At 49.0% G+C, this 18,480-nt stretch carries 16 protein-coding genes and 1 pseudogene; 13 read left to right on the top strand and 4 right to left on the bottom strand.

Features of this window, described 5'->3' with window-relative positions:
• Positions 1–399: 399 nt before the first annotated feature.
• From HMPREF1548_RS07805 to HMPREF1548_RS07775, 8 genes and pseudogenes are all read left to right on the top strand, one after another.
• Positions 400–1,338 carry an ABC transporter transmembrane domain-containing protein gene (locus HMPREF1548_RS07805; RefSeq protein ID WP_083492946.1) on the top strand — a complete coding sequence of 313 codons (939 nt, stop codon included), beginning with the start codon at positions 400–402 and terminating at the stop codon, positions 1,336–1,338.
• Between the two features lie 20 nt (positions 1,339–1,358).
• Positions 1,359–1,916, top strand: coding sequence for an ATP-binding cassette domain-containing protein (locus tag HMPREF1548_RS07800; protein ID WP_051358340.1), 558 nt, complete (start codon positions 1,359–1,361; stop codon positions 1,914–1,916).
• A 79-nt stretch (positions 1,917–1,995) separates the two neighbouring features.
• Complete coding sequence (locus tag HMPREF1548_RS07795; protein WP_021635398.1) at positions 1,996–2,964, top strand: ABC transporter transmembrane domain-containing protein; 969 nt, start codon at positions 1,996–1,998, stop codon at positions 2,962–2,964.
• Between the two features lie 14 nt (positions 2,965–2,978).
• Positions 2,979–3,452: a MerR family transcriptional regulator gene (locus HMPREF1548_RS07790; RefSeq protein WP_021635397.1), complete on the top strand. Its 474-nt coding sequence runs from the start codon at positions 2,979–2,981 to the stop codon at positions 3,450–3,452.
• Positions 3,453–3,673: 221 nt separating this feature from the next.
• Complete coding sequence (locus HMPREF1548_RS07785) at positions 3,674–4,243, top strand: GNAT family N-acetyltransferase (RefSeq protein ID WP_021635396.1); 570 nt, start codon at positions 3,674–3,676, stop codon at positions 4,241–4,243.
• A pseudogene (locus tag HMPREF1548_RS30825) lies at positions 4,149–4,352 on the top strand (hypothetical protein); the annotation flags it as partial. The gene HMPREF1548_RS07785 and the pseudogene HMPREF1548_RS30825, both read left to right, overlap by 95 nt.
• A 33-nt stretch (positions 4,353–4,385) precedes the next feature.
• Positions 4,386–4,880 (top strand): helix-turn-helix domain-containing protein, encoded by a 495-nt coding sequence (locus HMPREF1548_RS07780; RefSeq protein WP_353612045.1) that lies wholly within the window; start codon positions 4,386–4,388, stop codon positions 4,878–4,880.
• A 109-nt stretch (positions 4,881–4,989) separates the two neighbouring features.
• A complete protein-coding gene (locus tag HMPREF1548_RS07775) occupies positions 4,990–5,937 on the top strand; it encodes a hypothetical protein (protein WP_021635393.1) in 948 nt (315 codons plus the stop codon).
• 74 nt (positions 5,938–6,011) lie between these two features.
• On the opposite strand, the gene HMPREF1548_RS07770 is transcribed toward HMPREF1548_RS07775, so the two are convergent.
• The 4 genes from HMPREF1548_RS07770 to HMPREF1548_RS07755 all read right to left on the bottom strand — a co-directional run bounded on the left by HMPREF1548_RS07770 (position 6,012) and on the right by HMPREF1548_RS07755 (position 9,051).
• Complete coding sequence (locus HMPREF1548_RS07770) at positions 6,012–6,620, bottom strand: CPBP family intramembrane glutamic endopeptidase (protein WP_021635392.1); 609 nt, start codon at positions 6,618–6,620, stop codon at positions 6,012–6,014.
• 291 nt (positions 6,621–6,911) lie between these two features.
• A complete protein-coding gene (locus HMPREF1548_RS07765) occupies positions 6,912–7,445 on the bottom strand; it encodes a GNAT family N-acetyltransferase (RefSeq protein ID WP_021635391.1) in 534 nt (177 codons plus the stop codon).
• Positions 7,446–7,534: 89 nt separating this feature from the next.
• On the bottom strand, positions 7,535–8,251 hold the full coding sequence (locus tag HMPREF1548_RS07760; RefSeq protein ID WP_021635390.1) for a sensor histidine kinase: 717 nt from the start codon (positions 8,249–8,251) through the stop codon (positions 7,535–7,537).
• Between the two features lie 41 nt (positions 8,252–8,292).
• Complete coding sequence (locus HMPREF1548_RS07755; RefSeq protein ID WP_021635389.1) at positions 8,293–9,051, bottom strand: LytR/AlgR family response regulator transcription factor; 759 nt, start codon at positions 9,049–9,051, stop codon at positions 8,293–8,295.
• Positions 9,052–9,222: 171 nt separating this feature from the next.
• Between HMPREF1548_RS07755 and HMPREF1548_RS07750 the strand changes: the two genes are divergently transcribed.
• The 5 genes from HMPREF1548_RS07750 (at position 9,223) to HMPREF1548_RS07730 (ending at position 18,088) form a co-directional block, all read left to right on the top strand.
• Positions 9,223–11,106 carry an ABC transporter ATP-binding protein gene (locus HMPREF1548_RS07750; RefSeq protein ID WP_021635388.1) on the top strand — a complete coding sequence of 628 codons (1,884 nt, stop codon included), beginning with the start codon at positions 9,223–9,225 and terminating at the stop codon, positions 11,104–11,106.
• Positions 11,096–12,901 carry an ABC transporter ATP-binding protein gene (locus HMPREF1548_RS07745; RefSeq protein ID WP_021635387.1) on the top strand — a complete coding sequence of 602 codons (1,806 nt, stop codon included), beginning with the start codon at positions 11,096–11,098 and terminating at the stop codon, positions 12,899–12,901. The genes HMPREF1548_RS07750 and HMPREF1548_RS07745 overlap by 11 nt, the downstream gene beginning before the upstream one ends.
• 193 nt (positions 12,902–13,094) lie before the next feature.
• Complete coding sequence (locus HMPREF1548_RS07740) at positions 13,095–14,390, top strand: MFS transporter (protein ID WP_035321547.1); 1,296 nt, start codon at positions 13,095–13,097, stop codon at positions 14,388–14,390.
• Positions 14,391–14,765: 375 nt separating this feature from the next.
• Complete coding sequence (locus tag HMPREF1548_RS07735; RefSeq protein ID WP_021635385.1) at positions 14,766–16,859, top strand: beta-galactosidase; 2,094 nt, start codon at positions 14,766–14,768, stop codon at positions 16,857–16,859.
• Positions 16,860–16,933: 74 nt separating this feature from the next.
• Complete coding sequence (locus HMPREF1548_RS07730; RefSeq protein WP_021635384.1) at positions 16,934–18,088, top strand: glycoside hydrolase family 88 protein; 1,155 nt, start codon at positions 16,934–16,936, stop codon at positions 18,086–18,088.
• The last annotated feature ends 392 nt before the right edge of the window (positions 18,089–18,480 follow it).

Below are 18,480 nucleotides of genomic sequence, written 5' to 3'. Positions count from 1 at the left end.
TAAAAATTCAGTTCGTTTTGCAGATAAAGATTTGTGGGTTACGCAAGATTTGTTAGCTGAAATATAGAATATCGCTCAGCAGAATATCAGCCAACACATAGAATGTATTTATCGAGACACAGATTTGGATAGAGAGGCAATGAACAAGAAATTTTTGTTCGTTTGGAAAGAGGAAACAGGATTTAGTTTTATAGATTTTCAGTAATACAGAGCAACTTACAGTAGTGATAAAATTATTGGAAAGTATGCCTTATAGATAAACCGGGCACAGGAAGAGACCCATTTTCCTGTGCCCCTTTTCCATATCCACACCAAATAATATTGACTCTGCCCCCGGGGCACCCCCTATACTCAGTCCTATAAACACCCGGGAGAAAAACAAATGCATCTGTTAAAACCCTGCTCCATAAAAGAAAATACCTCATATCAACAGCCGTCCTCCTGAACATCCTGTCCGTACTGTGGACCCTGCTCTGGAATATCCAGCTTCGCCATATCATCGATTCAGTGAGCAAAGGGCAGGTAATCCCGGGGAATATGGTGGTAAGGGCGCTTATCCTGATAGCAGTTATCAGCATATTTTCTTTATTGTCCGAAAGCATTTCCGGCCTCTCCTGTGAGGTGATGACACATGATTTACGCATGGGATTTGCCGGCAGACTGGCGGAAATGAGCCTGCCGGAGCTGGAACAGATAAATGCAGGAGAGGAGGTATCCGGATTTCAGAATGAAATCGGGGAAGTATCGGATTACATGACTGAAAATATGGTAAAGCTGGCGGGAGATGCGGTCAGGTTTGCCGGTACATTAATCCTTCTTTTGTCCGTCTGTCCCATATTGACGGCCGGAGCCTACCTGCCTGTGGCAGGCATTGTGGCCTATGTATTTTATTCCAGCAAAATAATAGGCCGCCTTACGCAGCAGGAGCAGGAGGCGAGAAAGAAAATGGACGGATATGTGGATATTATTTTAACTCTTTTTCCTATAATACGCATCTATGATGCTGCCGGGCTTCTGTGGGAGAGGTTCCGTGAGGAAAACAGGATATGGGGGCAGGCGGCGGAAAAACGGGAAAAAACAGCAGCGGAATTGATGTCTCTGTCCGCCCTTTTATCCAGCATCCCTGTCCTTTTACTTCTTCTGTTGGGCGGATATCTTACACAAAAAAAGGTTATAACAACAGGAACACTGTATTTGTTCCTGAATTTATCGGGAAATGTAACTGGTATTATGATGAACATGCCGGGGCATATCGCAGCCTTCCGGAAATTTAAAGCGCATATGGAACGGCTGGAGTCTCATATATCTATGGATCCGGACATCTTCAATAATTTATGAAAATACAGGGGGAAAGCGATATGGAAGCTGCAGCAATCCGGTTGGAAAACGTATCATTTGGATACCATGGCAGCCAGGTGCTCAGGGAGATAAATTTTTCAGTACAAAAAGGAGAACATATCGGCATCGTTGGTACGAGCGGCTGCGGTAAGAGTACGCTGCTTAAACTGATTTCAGGCCTTTACCGGGTGCAGCAGGGAAAGCTTATAGTGGAGGGGGAAACTGAGGCGGATCAAATCCGAACCAGGGTATCCGTTGTTATGCAGAATCCCGGCCTGTTTCCGGCAACGGTCCGTGAAAATATTTCCTGCGGGCATGAAATGAGCGAGGATAAAATACGTTCCGCCTGTGAAGCGGCCAGGCTTACGGAATGGCTTAAGACTATGCCGGAGGGCCTGGATACTTTTGTGGGTGAACGGGGCCTGGGTGTATCAGGGGGACAGGCCCAGCGGATTGCCATCGCAAGAGCCATTGCCAGGGACGCTCCGGTTTTTCTGCTGGATGAGGCAACCTCGGCATTGGACGGGGATACATCCGGGGATCTGCTTTCTAATCTGGAGGAAATCACGAGAGGATAAACCGTGGTTCATGTAGCCCACAGGCCGGAGGTTTTAAAGGCCTGTTCCAAAATATGGAGGCTGGAGGGAGGCAGGCTTTATGATCAGACAAATGCGTAAATTGCTTGCAGCCGTTGGAGGCACGGGGGTATTTGTCGTGCTTGTTATTTTAAGAAGCCCCTTTGATACGGCATATATGCTGGTGCAGGCGATATTTTTTGAACGTGCGTTCCGGGCGGTTTCCTGCAGCGATATGGCAATGCTGTCCGATGCCTGTATTCGTTTTGGGATTGCGGCCTGTCTGCTGTTTCTCTATAATGGAACTGTATGGAGCCGGTATGCGGGCTTTTCAGTGCGGACGGAGGCCAGGGTCAGGGAAAAACTGTTTCATAGCATGCTTCAGCTTTCCATGGAAAAGATGGAAGCATTGAGCTATGGAGAGTGGCAGACCAGAATTAACGGTGATGTCAGGCTGGGACTGCACAAGCCGATGCAGTTTCCTCATGCTGCCAACGCTTTGGTAAGCATAACGGTTTCTTTTTTTCTTCTGCTGTATGTGAACTGGAATGCGGCGCTTCTTGTGGTGCTGTCCGTATTGCCTCATGTATGGCTGAATCAAATGCTTGTTGCCCGTAAGGCGGCAGCACTCAGAAAACGGTCGCAGGAGGCGGCAGCGGAGAATTTATCGGATATGAATCTGTTCATTGTCTGTGCGGATACTGCCAAATTATATGATGCCTGTGGTTTTTTAGGGAGGCGTTTTCAGAAGAGCAGCTGGACGCTGATGAGGAATAATTTCAAAATACATTTCAGAAAAGCGCTGGGAAATGCGATGGTTCCCCTTTTCAGCCTTGGCGGATACCTGCTGTTATTGTATGTGGGTTCCGGCCTGATTGCCGCCGGGCGGCTGGATTTCGGAGGGCTGACCGCGCTCATGCAGTACCGGGGAGGCTTTTTGAAGGGAATTTTTATGTTGATTGCCTGCATTGTTTCGATGAAGGAAGGACTGACAGGAATTCGGCGGGTGAATGAAACCATAGATATGGGAAATGGCTCGAAGGAGAATTGACAAAGGAGAGACGGATGGAAGAGCATTTAATGAAAATCGGCGAAATCGCGGCATTTTTTAATGTATCGGTGAAGGCTGTCCGCATTTATGAGAAAAAGGGGATCATTCGGCCTGCGAGGATAGATAAGCAGACCGGCTATCGCTATTACACTGCGGATCAGGTGCAGCAGCTGAATGCATTAATTGAACTGAAGGGGCTTGGTTTTTCTCTGAATGAGATCCGGGAAATTATGCAGGGGAAAGGGATGGATAGCAGGAGGCTGACAGAATGCCTGCTGCAGAAAAAAATGCGCTGGAAGGAGAGCATCAGTGCTGCGGAAAATAAAATTTCAGAGCTTGACAGCATAATACAAAGGCTGTCCGGCAGCCGGGATACCGAAGAAATGTCTGAGATGACGGAGGAGGAACGCGCATGGTATCTGGTGAAAATGGTCTGTGTGGAAGATACGGCCGCACAGAGCGCTATAAGTGAGGCAATCTGGCTTTAGTGACCGGAATGGGAAAAACAACATTCACAGGCATCATGTGACAGGCGGTGAATTCTGCCTGCCGGATGGAAAAGGAATTTTACAATAGACGGCCGTGATATATGGTATGCCCGGAAGAACTGCCAGCCATAATCCGGATTTGCGCAAGTCCGTCAAATAAGGTATGATAACCCTGTAACAGAAGCTGTCACTACTCATCTTAAAGGAGGTTCCGACACAAAATGAATATCGAACTCAAAGAAAACACCCTGACCCCGGAAGAATTCATCCGTCTCCGCGTTGACGCCGGCGCCATGGAGGTCCCATATGCGCAGGCGGAAAAAGCCCTGGAAAACGGACTTTTTACAGTATCAGCCTATCATGAGGAAAAGCTGATAGGCATGGGACGTCTCGTAGGAGACGGCAGCATGTACTGGTATATCCAGGATGTGGCCGTGCTTCCCGAATACCAGAGAAAAGGCATTGGCAGCGCCATTGTGGAAAGGCTTGTCAGCCATGCGCAGGGCAGCCTGACCGCTCCCTGGGCTTCCATTGGCCTGACAGCCCGCAAGGGCAAAGAACCTTTTTATGAAAAACTGGGATTTACAAGACTTCCCAACGATGGATGCGGCGCCGTACAGAAGCGGCGAAGGCTACAGGGAAATTCCGCCCTGCAGCGGGCTGCAACCCTACGTAAAATGCTTCTGGGGAACCGACAGTCCCCTGGCAGACACTGGGATAATACAGGAAGGGCTGATTGTTCCCGACACCTGCATGGATATTATTTTTCAGGTAAGCCACACCAACAATAATATATCCGGCAAATTCGTTGGCATTAATAATGAAGCTTTTTATTCTGCAGGACTGCCGAAGGAGAACGGTAGACCGGAAATCCGCTCCACCTTCGGCATCCGTTTTTTCGCCTGGAGCGCGGTCCTTTTTTCCGGGGACTCCATGGCGGAGGTGAAGAATAACGTGTTTGACGTCCGCCGGCATTATGCCGGGATCCAAAAGGCCGTTGAACCGCTTCTGTTCGATATCGCAACCCTGGAGGGACGTTCCAGGGCGGCGGAAAAAATCCTTCTTAAGCAGCTGAATGAAAAGCGGCACAATACCTATCTGGAGACGGCGGTTTACCATACCCTGAAGCAGAAAGGAAATCTGAAAACTGCCGGGCTTGCGGATCAGGTATTTATCAGCAATCGGCAGCTGGAACGGGTGTTCCGTGAATATATGGGGATCTCTCCCAAACAGTTTGCCTCGCTGGTGCGCTACCAGAACCTGTGGAATGAACTGTTGACCGCTCCGGCCTTTGATGTGATGGAGGCTGTCCGGCGTTACGGCTTTTCCGATCAGTCCCACCTTCTTCATGAATTTAAAAAATATCACACCATGCGGCCGGAGGAGGCCAGGCGGTATGCGCGCAGTCAGTCCGTCGGGGAAAAATGAGGGTGCCGCCATGCCGCAAGTTTACAATACCGGCTGACATGTCGTAAATTTACAATACCTGCCGCGATGTCCATGGTATAATAGCTGAAAAAAGCAGGAGGATACCCCTTTGATAGCATTGAATAAACTGACGGAAATTAAGTACTGGATGCACAGAAATGCCAGGGAGGTGGAGCTGAGTCTCTGGAATTATTTTTTTGAAAACGGGAGCCGCCGGGACGTGGCGGATGCCCTTTCCTGGTACCAGAATGAGGACGGCGGCTTTGGATATGCCCTGGATGCCGATAACTGGAACCCTGATTCCAACCCTTATCAGACCTCCATGGCGATACGTATATTGAGGAATATAGGTTTTACGGATATGGAACACCCCGTCTGCCAGGGAATTTTCAGGTATCTGTACAGCGAAAAGGATCTGATGGATTACGGCTGGCGCTTCTGCATTCCCACAAATGATAATTTCCCCCATGCGCCCTGGTGGCAGTATGATGAAGAGAGGAATCTTGTGGAAAGCATCGGCCCCACCTGCGACATTGCGACGTTTATCCTGAAATATATGGATCCCGGATCCGAACTGTACAGGAAGACGGAAAAAATAACAAATCAGCTGCTTACCGGCTTTCAGGACTGTGAGAATTTCGGGGATATGGGCATCGCCGGATTTATGGGGATGGTTGAAACGCTGAAGGAGCTTAAGTATGGAGACTATGATTACGATGCCCTTTGGGAAAAAATAAAAATCCTGGTGAAAAATTCCATAGAAACAGATGTCTCCAAATGGGCTTACTACGGTGTCCGCCCCTCCAACTACATCATCGGGCCGCAGAGCGCCTGCTATGAGGATAACAAAGAAATCGTTGAAAAGGAGCTGGACTACCTGGAGCAGACCCTGCCGAAGAACGGTGTCTGGGGAATTACATGGACCTGGTTTGATAACAATGAAAAATATGCGAAGGAATTTGCCATCAGTGAAAACTGGTGGAAGGCGGCCGCCGCAGTGGACAAGCTTGTGCTGCTGAAAAACTTCGGCCGCCTGGAAACGGGACAGGGCAGATAACATATAAACAGGCGGTACAGGGCGGCAAAGTGATGCATGGGAAATATGTATATATCACTTTGCCGCCCTGTCTGTCACAGTAATCCGAATGCCTCTGCCATAGAGAGCAGCAGATTCCCGACTCCGTGAACCATCCATCCGGGAAGGATAGAGCCGCCTGCTGCTTTTTCTGCCATCCATCCGAGAAGCCAGCCGCTGAAGCCAGTAATCAGCGTAATTATGAGCGCTTTCAGCGGTGTGGTCACCAGAAAAAACATAGCTCCGTGCAGGATGCCGAATACCAGTCCCTGCAGCAGATTGCCCGTGGCAAAGCCGAAGCGGCTGATGAGCCTTTTGGCAAGGAAGCCGCGGAAGAGAATTTCCTCGGAGAGCCCGGTCTGGATGATTCCGAAAAGAAAAGCGGAGGGAAATGCGCTCCACCCCATTCCGGCATAGGAGCTTTGTACTGTTGCCCCGGCAGGCAGCAGGTGAGGGATCCACCAAAGCTGTGAAACCAGGCAGAGAAGGAAAAAGAAGAGGATGCCGCCGATAACCTTCGGCCAGCTTCCTTTGACTGCCTTTAACCCAATCCATGAAAAGAAGCTCTCCTTTCTGCGGGCCGTGAAAAACCACCAGAGGAAGGGAAGGAGAGAAAAAATAATGACCTGGAAAATAACCTCGGACAGCATGGATAAAAGCTTCATGGAAAAACCTCCTTTAATACCGTTGCCTGGAAATAAAAACACAAGGATAGAAACACAGGTACAGAAACAGTGGCACATTGATATATTGTATTAGTATAATAATACAATGTATCAATGTGCCGCTTCTGTCAAACTTATTTTTTATTAATTGTAAAGAACTTTGGCCGTAAAAGCTAAGATGGTAGTATTGATTATTATGGTTTCATTTTATAGTAATCTGTACCATCTTAGCATATTTCTTTATAATTTCCATTGATTGCCGCATCATTGGGAACATTCAAAATATTAAAGTCATTTTGCCCGATCTACAGAATACAGGAAAAATTCCATTTCTGTATTCCTGAAATTCTTAGTAGTTTTATCAATAATTTTCATCCCATTCCGGACAGCGACATTTTGAGAAGCTATATGTGTGTCCCGAATCATAGAGCAGACGCTGTCTGCATTAAGGACTGTGAACGCATATTCCCTGCACGCGATTGCCGCTTCGGTTGCATAACCTTTATGCCAGTACGCCTTCTGAAACAAATACCCAATTTCCAGAAGTTCTTTGCCTTTCCAGGGCTGTAGTGTCAGGCCGCACTGCCCAATCATCTCATTTGTTCCTTTTAATACAACAGCCCAAAGCCCAAAACCATAATCTTCATATCTTTTTAAATGTCTGTTCAACCAATTTTGTGCTTCCTCCGGGCTGAATGCACTTTCATAAGCAGCACTCATCACCTCTTCATCACATAATATCCTGCACAATGCATCATAATCGGATTGCTGCATTTCTCTGATGATAAGACGTTTTGTTTCTATTAAAAATTTGGGGTTTACCATAATGACACCTCCGCAAATGCAACTATAAAACAACAGCAGCCCTGCCTTTCCCGGCTTGCAGGGAAAACCTGGCCAGCTGAACAGTTACCTTATTTTTTCATAAGGCTCTCAGCTTTTCCATTCGCTTCCGGAAAAAACAGCATGGCTGATGCCGTAAACCTTCCTTCCGATACCTCGCAATGAAAAGTCCCTTCGTATTTTCGGATAGCCGTCTCCACACTTTTCAGCCCCCAGCCATGTAAAAGCTTATTTTTCTTGGAAGTAGGAAAAAAGCCCTTTCTTTTTATCAGGATATCGGGACAGGGATTGCTGGCCTGAATCAGGATAAAATGATTGATCCGCCTCAGGGTGAGCTGAATTGCGCCCTCCGGAGGCTGTTCCCCGCGCTGTCTGCGTTTCCGGTCCATGGCTTCCAGACAGTTGTCCAGCAGATTGGAGAGGATGGTGCAGAAATCGTCGGAAGCGATTCCTGTATTGTAAGGAAGCTGGGCGTTGATATCCATTGTATATCCTTTTTCCTCGGCCAGCTGTTTTTTCTGGTTAATAATAGCGTCCACAATATCCACGCCGGTCCAGACGCAGCCGGACAGCTCCTGTACCGGGCGCGCCGCATGGGCGATATAAGCCCGGATTTTTTCGCTTTCCCCTTTTTCCGCCAGGTGGTAGATAACCTGCAGATGATGGTTCATGTCGTGAAAAAGCTGGGCGTTCGCCGCATAATTTTTCTGAAGTATTTCATATTGCCGGTGCAGAAGCCGGTTCTTTTCCTCCGCTTCCTTCAGCAGTTCCGTTTTTCTCATTTTCATTCTTTTCCGCCGTCCTTATGCTGTGTCTGTGGATTCGTGCGTTAAATGTGCTGTTTCCAGAAGCTGAGCAGATGCTCTTTCAGCACGGGCATCCTCGCCTGGCTGACCGGAAGCCTGGTGCCGTCCCTGAGGATGCAGCAGCCGGCCTTTACGCTCATGACATGGGAGAGATTGACGATGAAGCCTCTGTCGATAAACAGGAAATCATCAGGATTTAATTCCTCGTAGATTTCCTGGAGGGTTTTCCTTACCTTGAATTCCGTGTGCTCCGCGCCGCCGCTTTTCCCGGTATTTTCCGGGGCTGGCAGATCCGTGACAAGCAGGGAATTCTTTTCCACATGCTGGATATAGAGAAGATTTTTCAGCGGGATGCGTTCCAGCCTGTTCTGATTGCTGATAATATAGGACTGGGACTGCTGAAGCTGTATGGCGGCGGCCGCGTCCAAAAGCGCGTGCTCCAGGCGGCCATCCATATTATTTTTAGGTATATAACGGAAGGTGGACAGCTCATAGGCGTCCAGCGCAAATTCCACATGGGAGGTAATGAAGATCAGGAGGGCGTCCGGAAGCAGCTGCCTGAGGCGGGAGGCCAGCTCAAGGCCGTCCATGCCGGGCATTTCAATATCCAGAAGGAGGAGATCGAACCTTTTCCCGTCCTCCGCTTCATACAGAAGGTTTTGGCCGCCGGTAAATGCCTGTATTTCAGCAAAAATTAAGTTTTCCGAAAAACACCTGCGCACCTTTTCCTCCAGCGTATCCAGCAGTACCGGTTCATCGTCGCAAAGTCCTACCTGAAGCATGAAAATGGCTCCTTTCTGATTTCCTGTGTTTATTATAGGTCATCTGCGCAGCTTCCGGCAAGGACAGTTTAAGGACAAAGTGCCCCTGTTCGGGGAAACTGCATCCGCAGCAGGAAAGAATCAGATATAATAGCCTTACCATATAACAAAACGGCGAAGGAGGATGTACCGTTGAAAATCCCAAATAAAAAATACAACATAAAAACAGCGGTAAAAAACAATTTTTATATGCTCAAGCTTGCCATGAAGCTGTGTCCCGGCCGGGTTCTGTGTTCCGGGCTGGTCTGTCTTTCAGGCTATTTTTCCTGGCTGTTTTTCAGCGGCTTTTTTTTGAAAAAGCTTGTTTCCATGCTGGAGGAAAACAGAAGCTACCCGGAGATTTTAGGATTCCTGGCAGGGACGATGGGCCTGTTCTTTTTCCTGAGCCTGTTTGAAAACTGGTATGAGGAACGTCTGAAGCCGCTGGCTGACGTGGATGTCTATCAGGGGCTGTACCGGAGGCTGTATGAAAAGGTCTGCAATATGGAACTGGCCTGTTTTGAGGACAGTGAATTTTACAACCGTTATCTTCTGGCTATGGAGGATACGGATAAAAGACTGCTGCAGGTGGTGGACAATATCTGGCAGATCGTGTTTGGGACGGCTGCGGTTGCGGTGTCCTGGGTGATGCTGTTTTCTTTGGACAAATGGGCAATTTTATTCGTGCTCGGCCCTGTTATCGGGAATTTTGTGTTTGCGGCGGCGTTGAACCGTATTTCCTACCGGATGTATGAGGAATCAGCTATTTTCAAAAGGATTGCAGATTATGTCAACCGGGTAGTCCACCTGTCCGACTATGCGAAGGAAATCCGCCTTACCGGTATTTTTCATGTCATGCAGAAAAAACACCGGGAGTCTGTGGAAGGAATGACAAAGGTTATTGATAAATATGCCCTGCGCAGTATTTTAAATGGATGGGGTTATCTGTATTTTACTTTTACCATCATGTTTGAGGGAGTTATTTTTTACGGCGCATACCGGACAATGGTGGCGGGAACCATGAAGCTTTCGGAATATTCCGTACTGAGCAGCCTTATGGTGGCGGTCAGCTGGATTCTGATCGGCTATTCCAATTCCCTCACCGACAGCTTTAAACAGGGGATGTACATAGCCAATCTGCGCGCCTTCATGGAATACGAGCCGGGAATGCCGGAGGATTCGGACGGCGTGCCCGCGCCGGAAAGGGTGGAACGGATTGAATTTCAGAATGTGAGCTTTTCCTATCGTACCGGCGGACCGGTGCTCAAGCGGGTGAGCTTTACGATTCAGGCAGGGGTAACCTGTGCCATTGCAGGCTATAACGGCGCCGGGAAAACTACGCTGATCAAGCTGCTTTTACGCCTGTATGACCCGACGGAGGGCAGGATACTGGTCAATGGCCGGGATATCCGGGAATACAACCTGCGTTCCTACCGCCGCCTGTTTGCCACCGCGTTTCAGGATGGGAAAATCCTGGCGCGATCTGTGAGAGACAACGTCAGCATGGGGGAAAAAATTCCGGAGGAAAGGATTTGGCAGGCGCTTAAGCTGGCCGGAACCGACAATACAATAGAAGCGCTTACCTGTGGGCTGGATACAGTGCTGACAAAGGAATTTACGGAGGACGGCGCCGTGCTGTCCGGCGGGCAGGCCCAGAAAATCATTGCAGCAAGAGCGTTCGTACAGGACTCCCCGGTTATGGTGTTTGACGAACCCTCCAGCGCCCTTGACCCGATTGCGGAATATGAGCTGTTTCAAAGCATCAGCAGGGCAAAGCAGGATAAGCTGCTCGTATTTATATCCCACAGGCTTTCCTCCGTTCAGAATGCGGATCAGATACTGCTTCTTGGCGGCGGGCATCTGATGGAGGAGGGAAGCCATCTGGAGCTGATGCGCAGAAACGGGGAATATGCCGCCCTGTACCGTATGCAGGCCAGAAATTACCAGGCGGTCTGGGAAGAAGAGGATTGGGCCGGAGGGAGTATTTTTACAGAGCACCTCAGTGGAGGAAAGGAGGCGGCAGAAGGTGGAAGATAAAAAAATTACCATGAAGGAAGCCCTTGAAAGGCAGCTTTATTTTTTCCGGTTCTGCCTCAAAGCATCGCCGGGACATTTCCTCATACATGTATTGGGCTCAATCAAAGTGGAAGCCTTTATTTTCCTGGAGCATACCTGGTGGATTGGCTATAACCTGCGGGCAGTGGAGGAAGGGATGCCCTTTTCAAAGCTGGCGGTATCAACGTTGCTTATATTTATTCTGTTCATTTTCCATCAGCTGACGGATGCGGTTTATAATCAGTGGTCTTCCGTAAAGCTGAAGCCGCTGCTGTATCAGAAGCTCAGGGAAGAAATTTATGAAAAGGCCAGGCAGATGGATCTTGCCTGCTATGATAACCCGGCTTTCTATAACGAATTTATTTTATCAACCACGGAAGCAGACCGCTGCGTAGATCGGTTCCTGGAGGATGTCTATACCTTTTTCCGGCGGATGACGGGGGCTGTGATATTCTTCCTTTTCCTCTGCGGCAACAGCGGGGAAGGGCTTCTGATGGCCGGGGCCGGGCTGGCAATTACGTTGTTGTCAGGAAAACTGTATTATGCCCTGCAAGCCAGGCTGCGGCTGGAAATAAATCCGGCGGAGCGCAGAAGAGCCTACAGCCACAGAGTTTTTTACCTCCTGGATTACGCAAAAGAACTGCGGCTGCATGAAAGGGTGAAGGATTTATTATTGAAGGATTTTTATGAATGCAGCAGGGATATCCGTCAGACCAGCATGAAATATGGCAGACGGCTCTGGCTTTTGGGCTTCCTTAAGGACTTTATCGCAGGAGAGTTTCTGGTTTACGGGGTGTATGCCGCATGGCTTCTGTGGAAGATGACTGTGGAAAAGCGTGTCTCCGTCAGTGAAATGGTCATTCTGTTCTATGCGGTCAGAAGCCTTAGCAGCTGCTGCAGCCAGCTGGCGGGAATGTATCCCAAAATGAGGCTGAACAGTGTATTTATAGAAAAAATAAGGAAGTTCCTGGAGTACCGCCCGCAGATAAAAAGCGGCAGTATTCCCGTGAAGGATGCCTGGGAGAGCCTGCGGCTGTCACATGTTGATTTTTCCTATTCCCAGGGAGGAGGGCAGGTACTTAAGGACATTAACATGGAGATCCGGAGGGGACAGAAAATCGCGCTGGTGGGATACAACGGAGCCGGAAAATCAACATTGATCAAGCTGATTATGCGGCTGTATGATCCGGACAGCGGCGAAATTACTCGCAACAGCGAGGATATCCGCAGTCTTGATTTAGCCGGTTACCGATCACAGATCGGCGCAGTTTTTCAGGATTATAAAATCTATGCGGCATCGCTTCGGGAGAATGTGGTGATGGACCTGTGTGCCATGGATAAAAAGGAAACCTATGAGGTGGAAAAATCGTTGTATGACGCACGTTTTACCCTCACCGACAGAAAATTAAAGTACCAGACGGAGACGCCGCTTACTACGGAATTTGAAAAGGACGGTGTGAACCTGTCCGGCGGCGAGAGCCAGAAGGTGGCGATTGCCAGGGCCTTGTACCGGAAAAATGATCTTATCATTATGGATGAACCCTCCAGCGCCCTGGACCCTATGGCGGAATACCAGCTGAATAAGGCGCTGCGTGAAATCGCCGCGGATAAAACGGTAGTTTTCATTTCCCACCGTCTGTCCACCACCAGGGATGCCGACTGCATTTATATGATGGAGGACGGAAGGATTGTGGAGCAGGGCACTCACAGCCAGCTGCTGGCCGGAAACGGCAAGTATGCACAAATGTGGAATGCGCAGGCCGGCCGGTACTGCTGAACGGAAAATACGTGCCGGCTGCAGGAAAATTTTAAAATCGGAAATACATTCCCGATAATTCATGCTGCTTACGGACAGTTTATTTCTGTTCCATTCCGGAAGTTTATCTCAGGCAGTTTATTTCAGCCTTGCATAATGAGAACGTATGTGCTATATTATGGTAATAGAACAAATGTTCGATGGAGGCGGCAGGATGCATGAGAAGAAGACCGGCAGGAAGATAGACAGGGAATTTATTCCCGCGAGCAACGAGCCAAGTAGCCATGCTTGCATGGATATTGGGCGACTGCCGCGAGGGTCAAATACCCCGTTGCTTGCAGCGGGGTATTTGATTGGGTTTACACTTATTTCAGGGCTGATTTCTTTCGGCTACAATGTGGTGATGACGGTGATTCCGCTGAGAATGTCGGATCATGGGCAAAGCTACGGCAGGATAGGCAGCGCTATGTCTGCCGTGGCCATAGGCCTGATGGTAATCAAGCTTGTCATCGGCCATCTTTCCGATATCCTGGGAACGAAGAAATTCATTCTTTCCTCACTTGCCGGCCTTGCAGTGGTATCCGCGCTTCTGGCAAGGGCGGACGAGCTTGCGGCTTTTACCATATTGATGGCGGCTCTGGGCATTTTCCGGGGGATTTTCCTGGCGGTAAGCGGCTCCTATGTGATGGAAATGGCTGACGGAGGCGGCTATGGGAAGATATACGGCGCCGTACAGAGCGTATCCTCCCTGCTTGCCAGCGTAGGCGGCATGATATCCGGCCTGCTCTATCAGTTCCGGGAAGGGGAGTATGCGCTGTATATATGCAGTTTTTTGCTGATGGCCTCCTCTGTCTGGGCCGCCGTGGGGCTGAAAGGCAGCGAAACGGTCAGTAAAGAACGCCTGCCTGTCTGGCAGATATTCAAGTCAATCAATAAAAGGATACTGGTTTTCTGCCTGCTTGTATTCATCCAGTCCTTTGTGGCAGGGCCTATGTGGAGCTTTATCATACCGATGTACTGCTACAATGTGCTGCTCTTTTCTCCTGCTAAGGTGGGGATTCTCATGTCCATGGACGAGCTTGTCAGCGCCCCTACCTATATGCTGGCAGGGCGGATAGTGGATAAAGTGAACGTGGTGAGGTTCAATGTCATATTTCTGCTGATAACGGCAGCGGGCGGCCTTTTTCTTGTGAAGGCGCCTTCCCCCTTTATTTTCATGCTGGTATTCCTGGTATGCAGCGTGTCCATTTCCTGTACCTTCGTAGGACTGCCCAAGGAGAGAATCGGATATATCAGGAAGGAACAAAAGGGACTTGAGCTGGCGCTGCTTTCCGTATGCGGAAGCCTGGGGGATTCCCTGGGGAGCAATGTGCTGGGAAGGGTGGCGGAGATATATACGATTGATCAGTGTATGTATATACTTACCGCATCTTACATAATTATGGCGTTCCTGGCGGCAGCGCCGGTGCTGTTCCCCTCTCTGCGTGCTGCACTGCAGAAACGGAAATAAGAAAATAAGGATATAAGGAAATAAGGAAAAAGTGGCACAGGGGCCGGGCTTCCTGCCGCGGATCCGCTTGCGGCCGCCCTGTAACCTGTCGGTTCAGTATCTTTGAATACTAGCTTTGCAGCTGTTATTCGATTAGTATCTTCTCTTCACAGTGTTACTGTTCACTCCGTGACCAGTAACTGCATAAATCCATTAAAAATCGCCTGCGGCGATGGGATTTATGCACTCTTGAATCACTTTCTTACGTACTGTGCAGTAAATGCACAGTACTGAGTGAACAGTAACTTCACAGTTACTATTTGACATCCTGTTTTCCTGCTTTTATAATGAGGGTGAAACCGATTTCACTTTAAACTCTGATAAGGGGGTCAAATCATGAATTATGACAGCAGGAACGCCGGAGAAGGGGAAATCCGGCATACACTGGAATGGAACCAGTCCAGGCTGTACAGGGGAAGCATGGACTGGCAGGAGGATGGAAGAGCCTGTTTTACCTGCCCGGAGGAGGGGCTTGATTATCTGTTGTATTCCAGAGCGGAGGACAGGTCTGTCCGGTTGGAGGACTTTGCGTATCTCTGCCTGAAGCCGGAGGTATGTGAAGAGCATTCCATGTGCTTCCAGCTTTCTTTTTATGAGAATCCGGCGGAAGAGGGGCATCAACTGCCGGCTCAGGAGCCTCAGATGCGCATTATTTTCGGGCTGCTTCCTCAGGTGGAAACGATGGTGCCCTTTGATTTCCGGATACTGGACAGCCAGGTGATATTTCCGGAGCGTACGCCGGGGCGCCTGAAGATGAGCATTTTCGGGAAGCCGGTAAGGCTGTGCGATATCGGACAGATCCGGCTGCAGACGGCGCCCGGATTTGAGGCCTTCCATTTCGCTGCGGATGAATGCTTTTTCACAGATACCTTTCCTGACTGCAGCCTGCAGAAGAAGCAGCTGATTGACGAGCTGGGGCAGTGGACGCAGAAGGACTGGGAGGGAAAGCTGTCCGGCCGGGAGGAATGCACAAGGCGGCTTCGGGCATTGCTGGAGGAGGCGGAAACCAGTGGGGATCATTTTCCGTTCCCGGACTGGGACGAATTCGGCGGCTGGAAGGGAAAGACCTTCCAAAAGACGGGATGGTTCCATACGGAAAGGGAAAACGGCAGATTCTGGCTGGTAGATCCGCAAGGAAATGCTTTCCTCTCTTCAGGGCTGGACTGTATTAATCCCGGTGTGGAAACCCGGGTGGGGCCGGTGCGGGATTTCATTGGGGAACAGGCTGCAAAGGGCTGCAAAGAAATCGCAGAATACAGGCCTGGAACGATTGCCATGTCCCATGATAAAAAGGATTTCTTTAATTTCGGAACGGAGAATCTGAAGGCGGCCTTCGGTGAGGGCTGGAAGGAAAGCTGGATGAAGATTGTAAAGCATTATCTGCTTTCCTGGGGGGTCAATACCATTGGAAACTGGTCCGACAGAGAGTTTATCCGTTTTGCACGCATGCCTTATGTAATCCCTATGGATGCTTTCTGCGAAGAGGGGTTCCCGCATACGCCGGAAGCTATTTTCCGGGATTTCCCGGATGTCTTTTCACCTGCCTATGAGGAATCGGCAGCCAGATATGCGAAAGGGCTGGAGGCCTTTGCACAGGATCCGTATCTGATCGGATATTTTATGAGAAATGAGCCTGCCTGGGCTTTCGTTTACGGATTGAATATCGCGGAGGAAATGCTTGCCAATCCGGCGCAGACAGTGAGCAAGGATGTTTTTGTGGAACGTTTGGAGCGCCGTTATGGGGAGGTTTCCACCTTTAATGAGGCATGGGGGCTGGAACTGGACAGCTTTGAGAAACTGAAAAAGGGAATCTATAAGGCGGCTTCGCTCTCAGAACGGGCGGCAGCGGATCTGCAGGCATTTTCTGAAGAGATGATAACCAGATATGTGGAGATTCCGGCCAGGGAGCTTCGCAAGGTGGACAAGAACCATCTTAATCTGGGAATGCGTTATGCATATATTACGGATAAAAGCCTGCTATGCGGTTCGGAGAATTTTGACGTGTTTTCCATCAACAGCTATCAGATTACCCCGCTGGAGCCTGTGGAGCAGGTGTCAGGCTGGCTGGATAAGCCGGTTATGGTGGGAGAATTCCATCAGGGGGCGCTGGATAAAGGGCTGACAGCCCATGGTATCCGCGGTGTTACTACACAGAAGGAGAGAGGCTGCGCTTACAGATATTATGTGGAGCAGGGACTGACAAATCCGTATTTCCTGGGAGCCCATTATTTCCAGCTCAACGATCAGAGCTGCCTGGGCCGTTTTGACGGGGAAAACTATCAGATCGGCCTGGTAGACGTATGCATGCAGGAATATGCGGATATGACACAGGCCATGCGGGAATGCCACAAAGGAATGTACCGGGTGGCTGCCGGAGAACAGGCTGCGTGGGACAGGGTTCCTGAGGATATCGAACCGATACATTATTAAGGGGCCTGCCGGCTCCGGGCGTAAAAATGTAACAGTATTTTAATGGGCGCTTTCAGCGCAGAAGGGAGCAGAATATGGAATATCAGGAAATAAGCAAAGAAGAGGTTAAGCAGGCGTTGGACTTTTCAGCAGCACAGATCCTGAAATATCTGCCGGAGTTTACGGATAAATTCCAGAATGCCTACAGTGTGGACAATTTTTATGAACCGGTTGAAAATAACGACTGGACTGACGGCTTCTGGACAGGTGAAATCTGGCTTGCCTATGAGCATACGGGGAATGAGGCATTCCGCGAGGCAGCGGAGGTTCAGGTGAAGGACTTCCTTCACCGCATTGATAATAAGATTTGTGTGGATCATCATGACATGGGCTTCCTTTATACACCCTCCTGCGTGGCGGCCTGGAAGCTGACGGGAAATGAACTGGGAAAAGAAGCGGCGGTCAAGGCGGCAGACCAGCTCATCAGCCGTTTCCATGAAAAAGGGGAATTCATTCAGGCCTGGGGAGCCATGAACGCGCCTGAAAACTACCGTCTGATCATCGACTGCCTGCTGAACCTGCCCCTTCTTTACTGGGCGTCGGAGGAAACAGGGGACAGCAAATACAGGGACATTGCCGAGAAGCATATCCATACCGCCCTTGCCAATGTAATCCGTGAGGATGGCTCTACCTGGCATACCTTCTTCTTCAATATGGAAACCGGGGAACCGGATCATGGCGCTACCTGCCAGGGCTACCGCGACGGCTCCGCGTGGGCGAGGGGACAGGCCTGGGGCGTATACGGAACGGCGCTGGGCTACCGTTATACCAAAGAAGAGAAATATATTGATGCCTTCCGCACTGTGACGGAGTACTTCCTGTCACATCTGCCGGAGGATCTGGTGCCTTACTGGGATTTTGAATTTACAGACGGCTCCGATCAGCCCAGAGATTCCTCGGCAGCTGTTATTGCAGCCTGCGGTATGCTGGAAATGGCTAAATATCTGCCTGAGGAGGATGCCGCTTTTTACAGCCGGAAGGCATCTGAGATTATGAAGTCGATATATGACAATTATGCCGTGAAGGATCATGAAAGCTCCAACGGCCTGGTGCTTCACAGCACCTACTCCAATCATTCACCCTACAATACCTGCAATCACTGCGGCGTGGATGAATGCAATTCCTGGGGAGACTATTTCTACATGGAGGCTCTGACCAGGTTGGCGAAGGACTGGGAGCAGTACTGGTAAAGAAAATAGGTTTATAAGAGCATAGGTTTGTAAATGCTAAACTTAAAAAATGTAGTTTGTAAAAGTATAAAGAACATTACATAAAAAAATAGAAAGAACTCAAAATGATAGAGAAAAACCGGTAATTCAAATTTTGGAATGCCGGTTTTTTGTATTGTATTCAAATGATTTCATTTAATATGTCGTTGATAACCTGGTGTAATAAATAATTATATTTGTAACTAAACCGGTGAAAGCGGTTTCTGAATATGAACTGTATATAGATTAATATTGAACTTAAATAAAAATCAATAATAAAAAATACACAAAAATAGGTTGCGTAAAACAATGATAAAAATGGAAAATTATACTGAATGCACAAAAATAGTGCTTTTTTTTTTTTTTTTTTTTTT

Source organism: Clostridium sp. KLE 1755 (assembly GCF_000466465.2).
Classification (GTDB): Bacteria; Bacillota; Clostridia; order Lachnospirales; family Lachnospiraceae; genus Eisenbergiella; species Eisenbergiella porci.
Note: the sequence above shows the minus strand (reverse complement) of the source record. Positions and strands in the feature narration are given on the sequence as shown.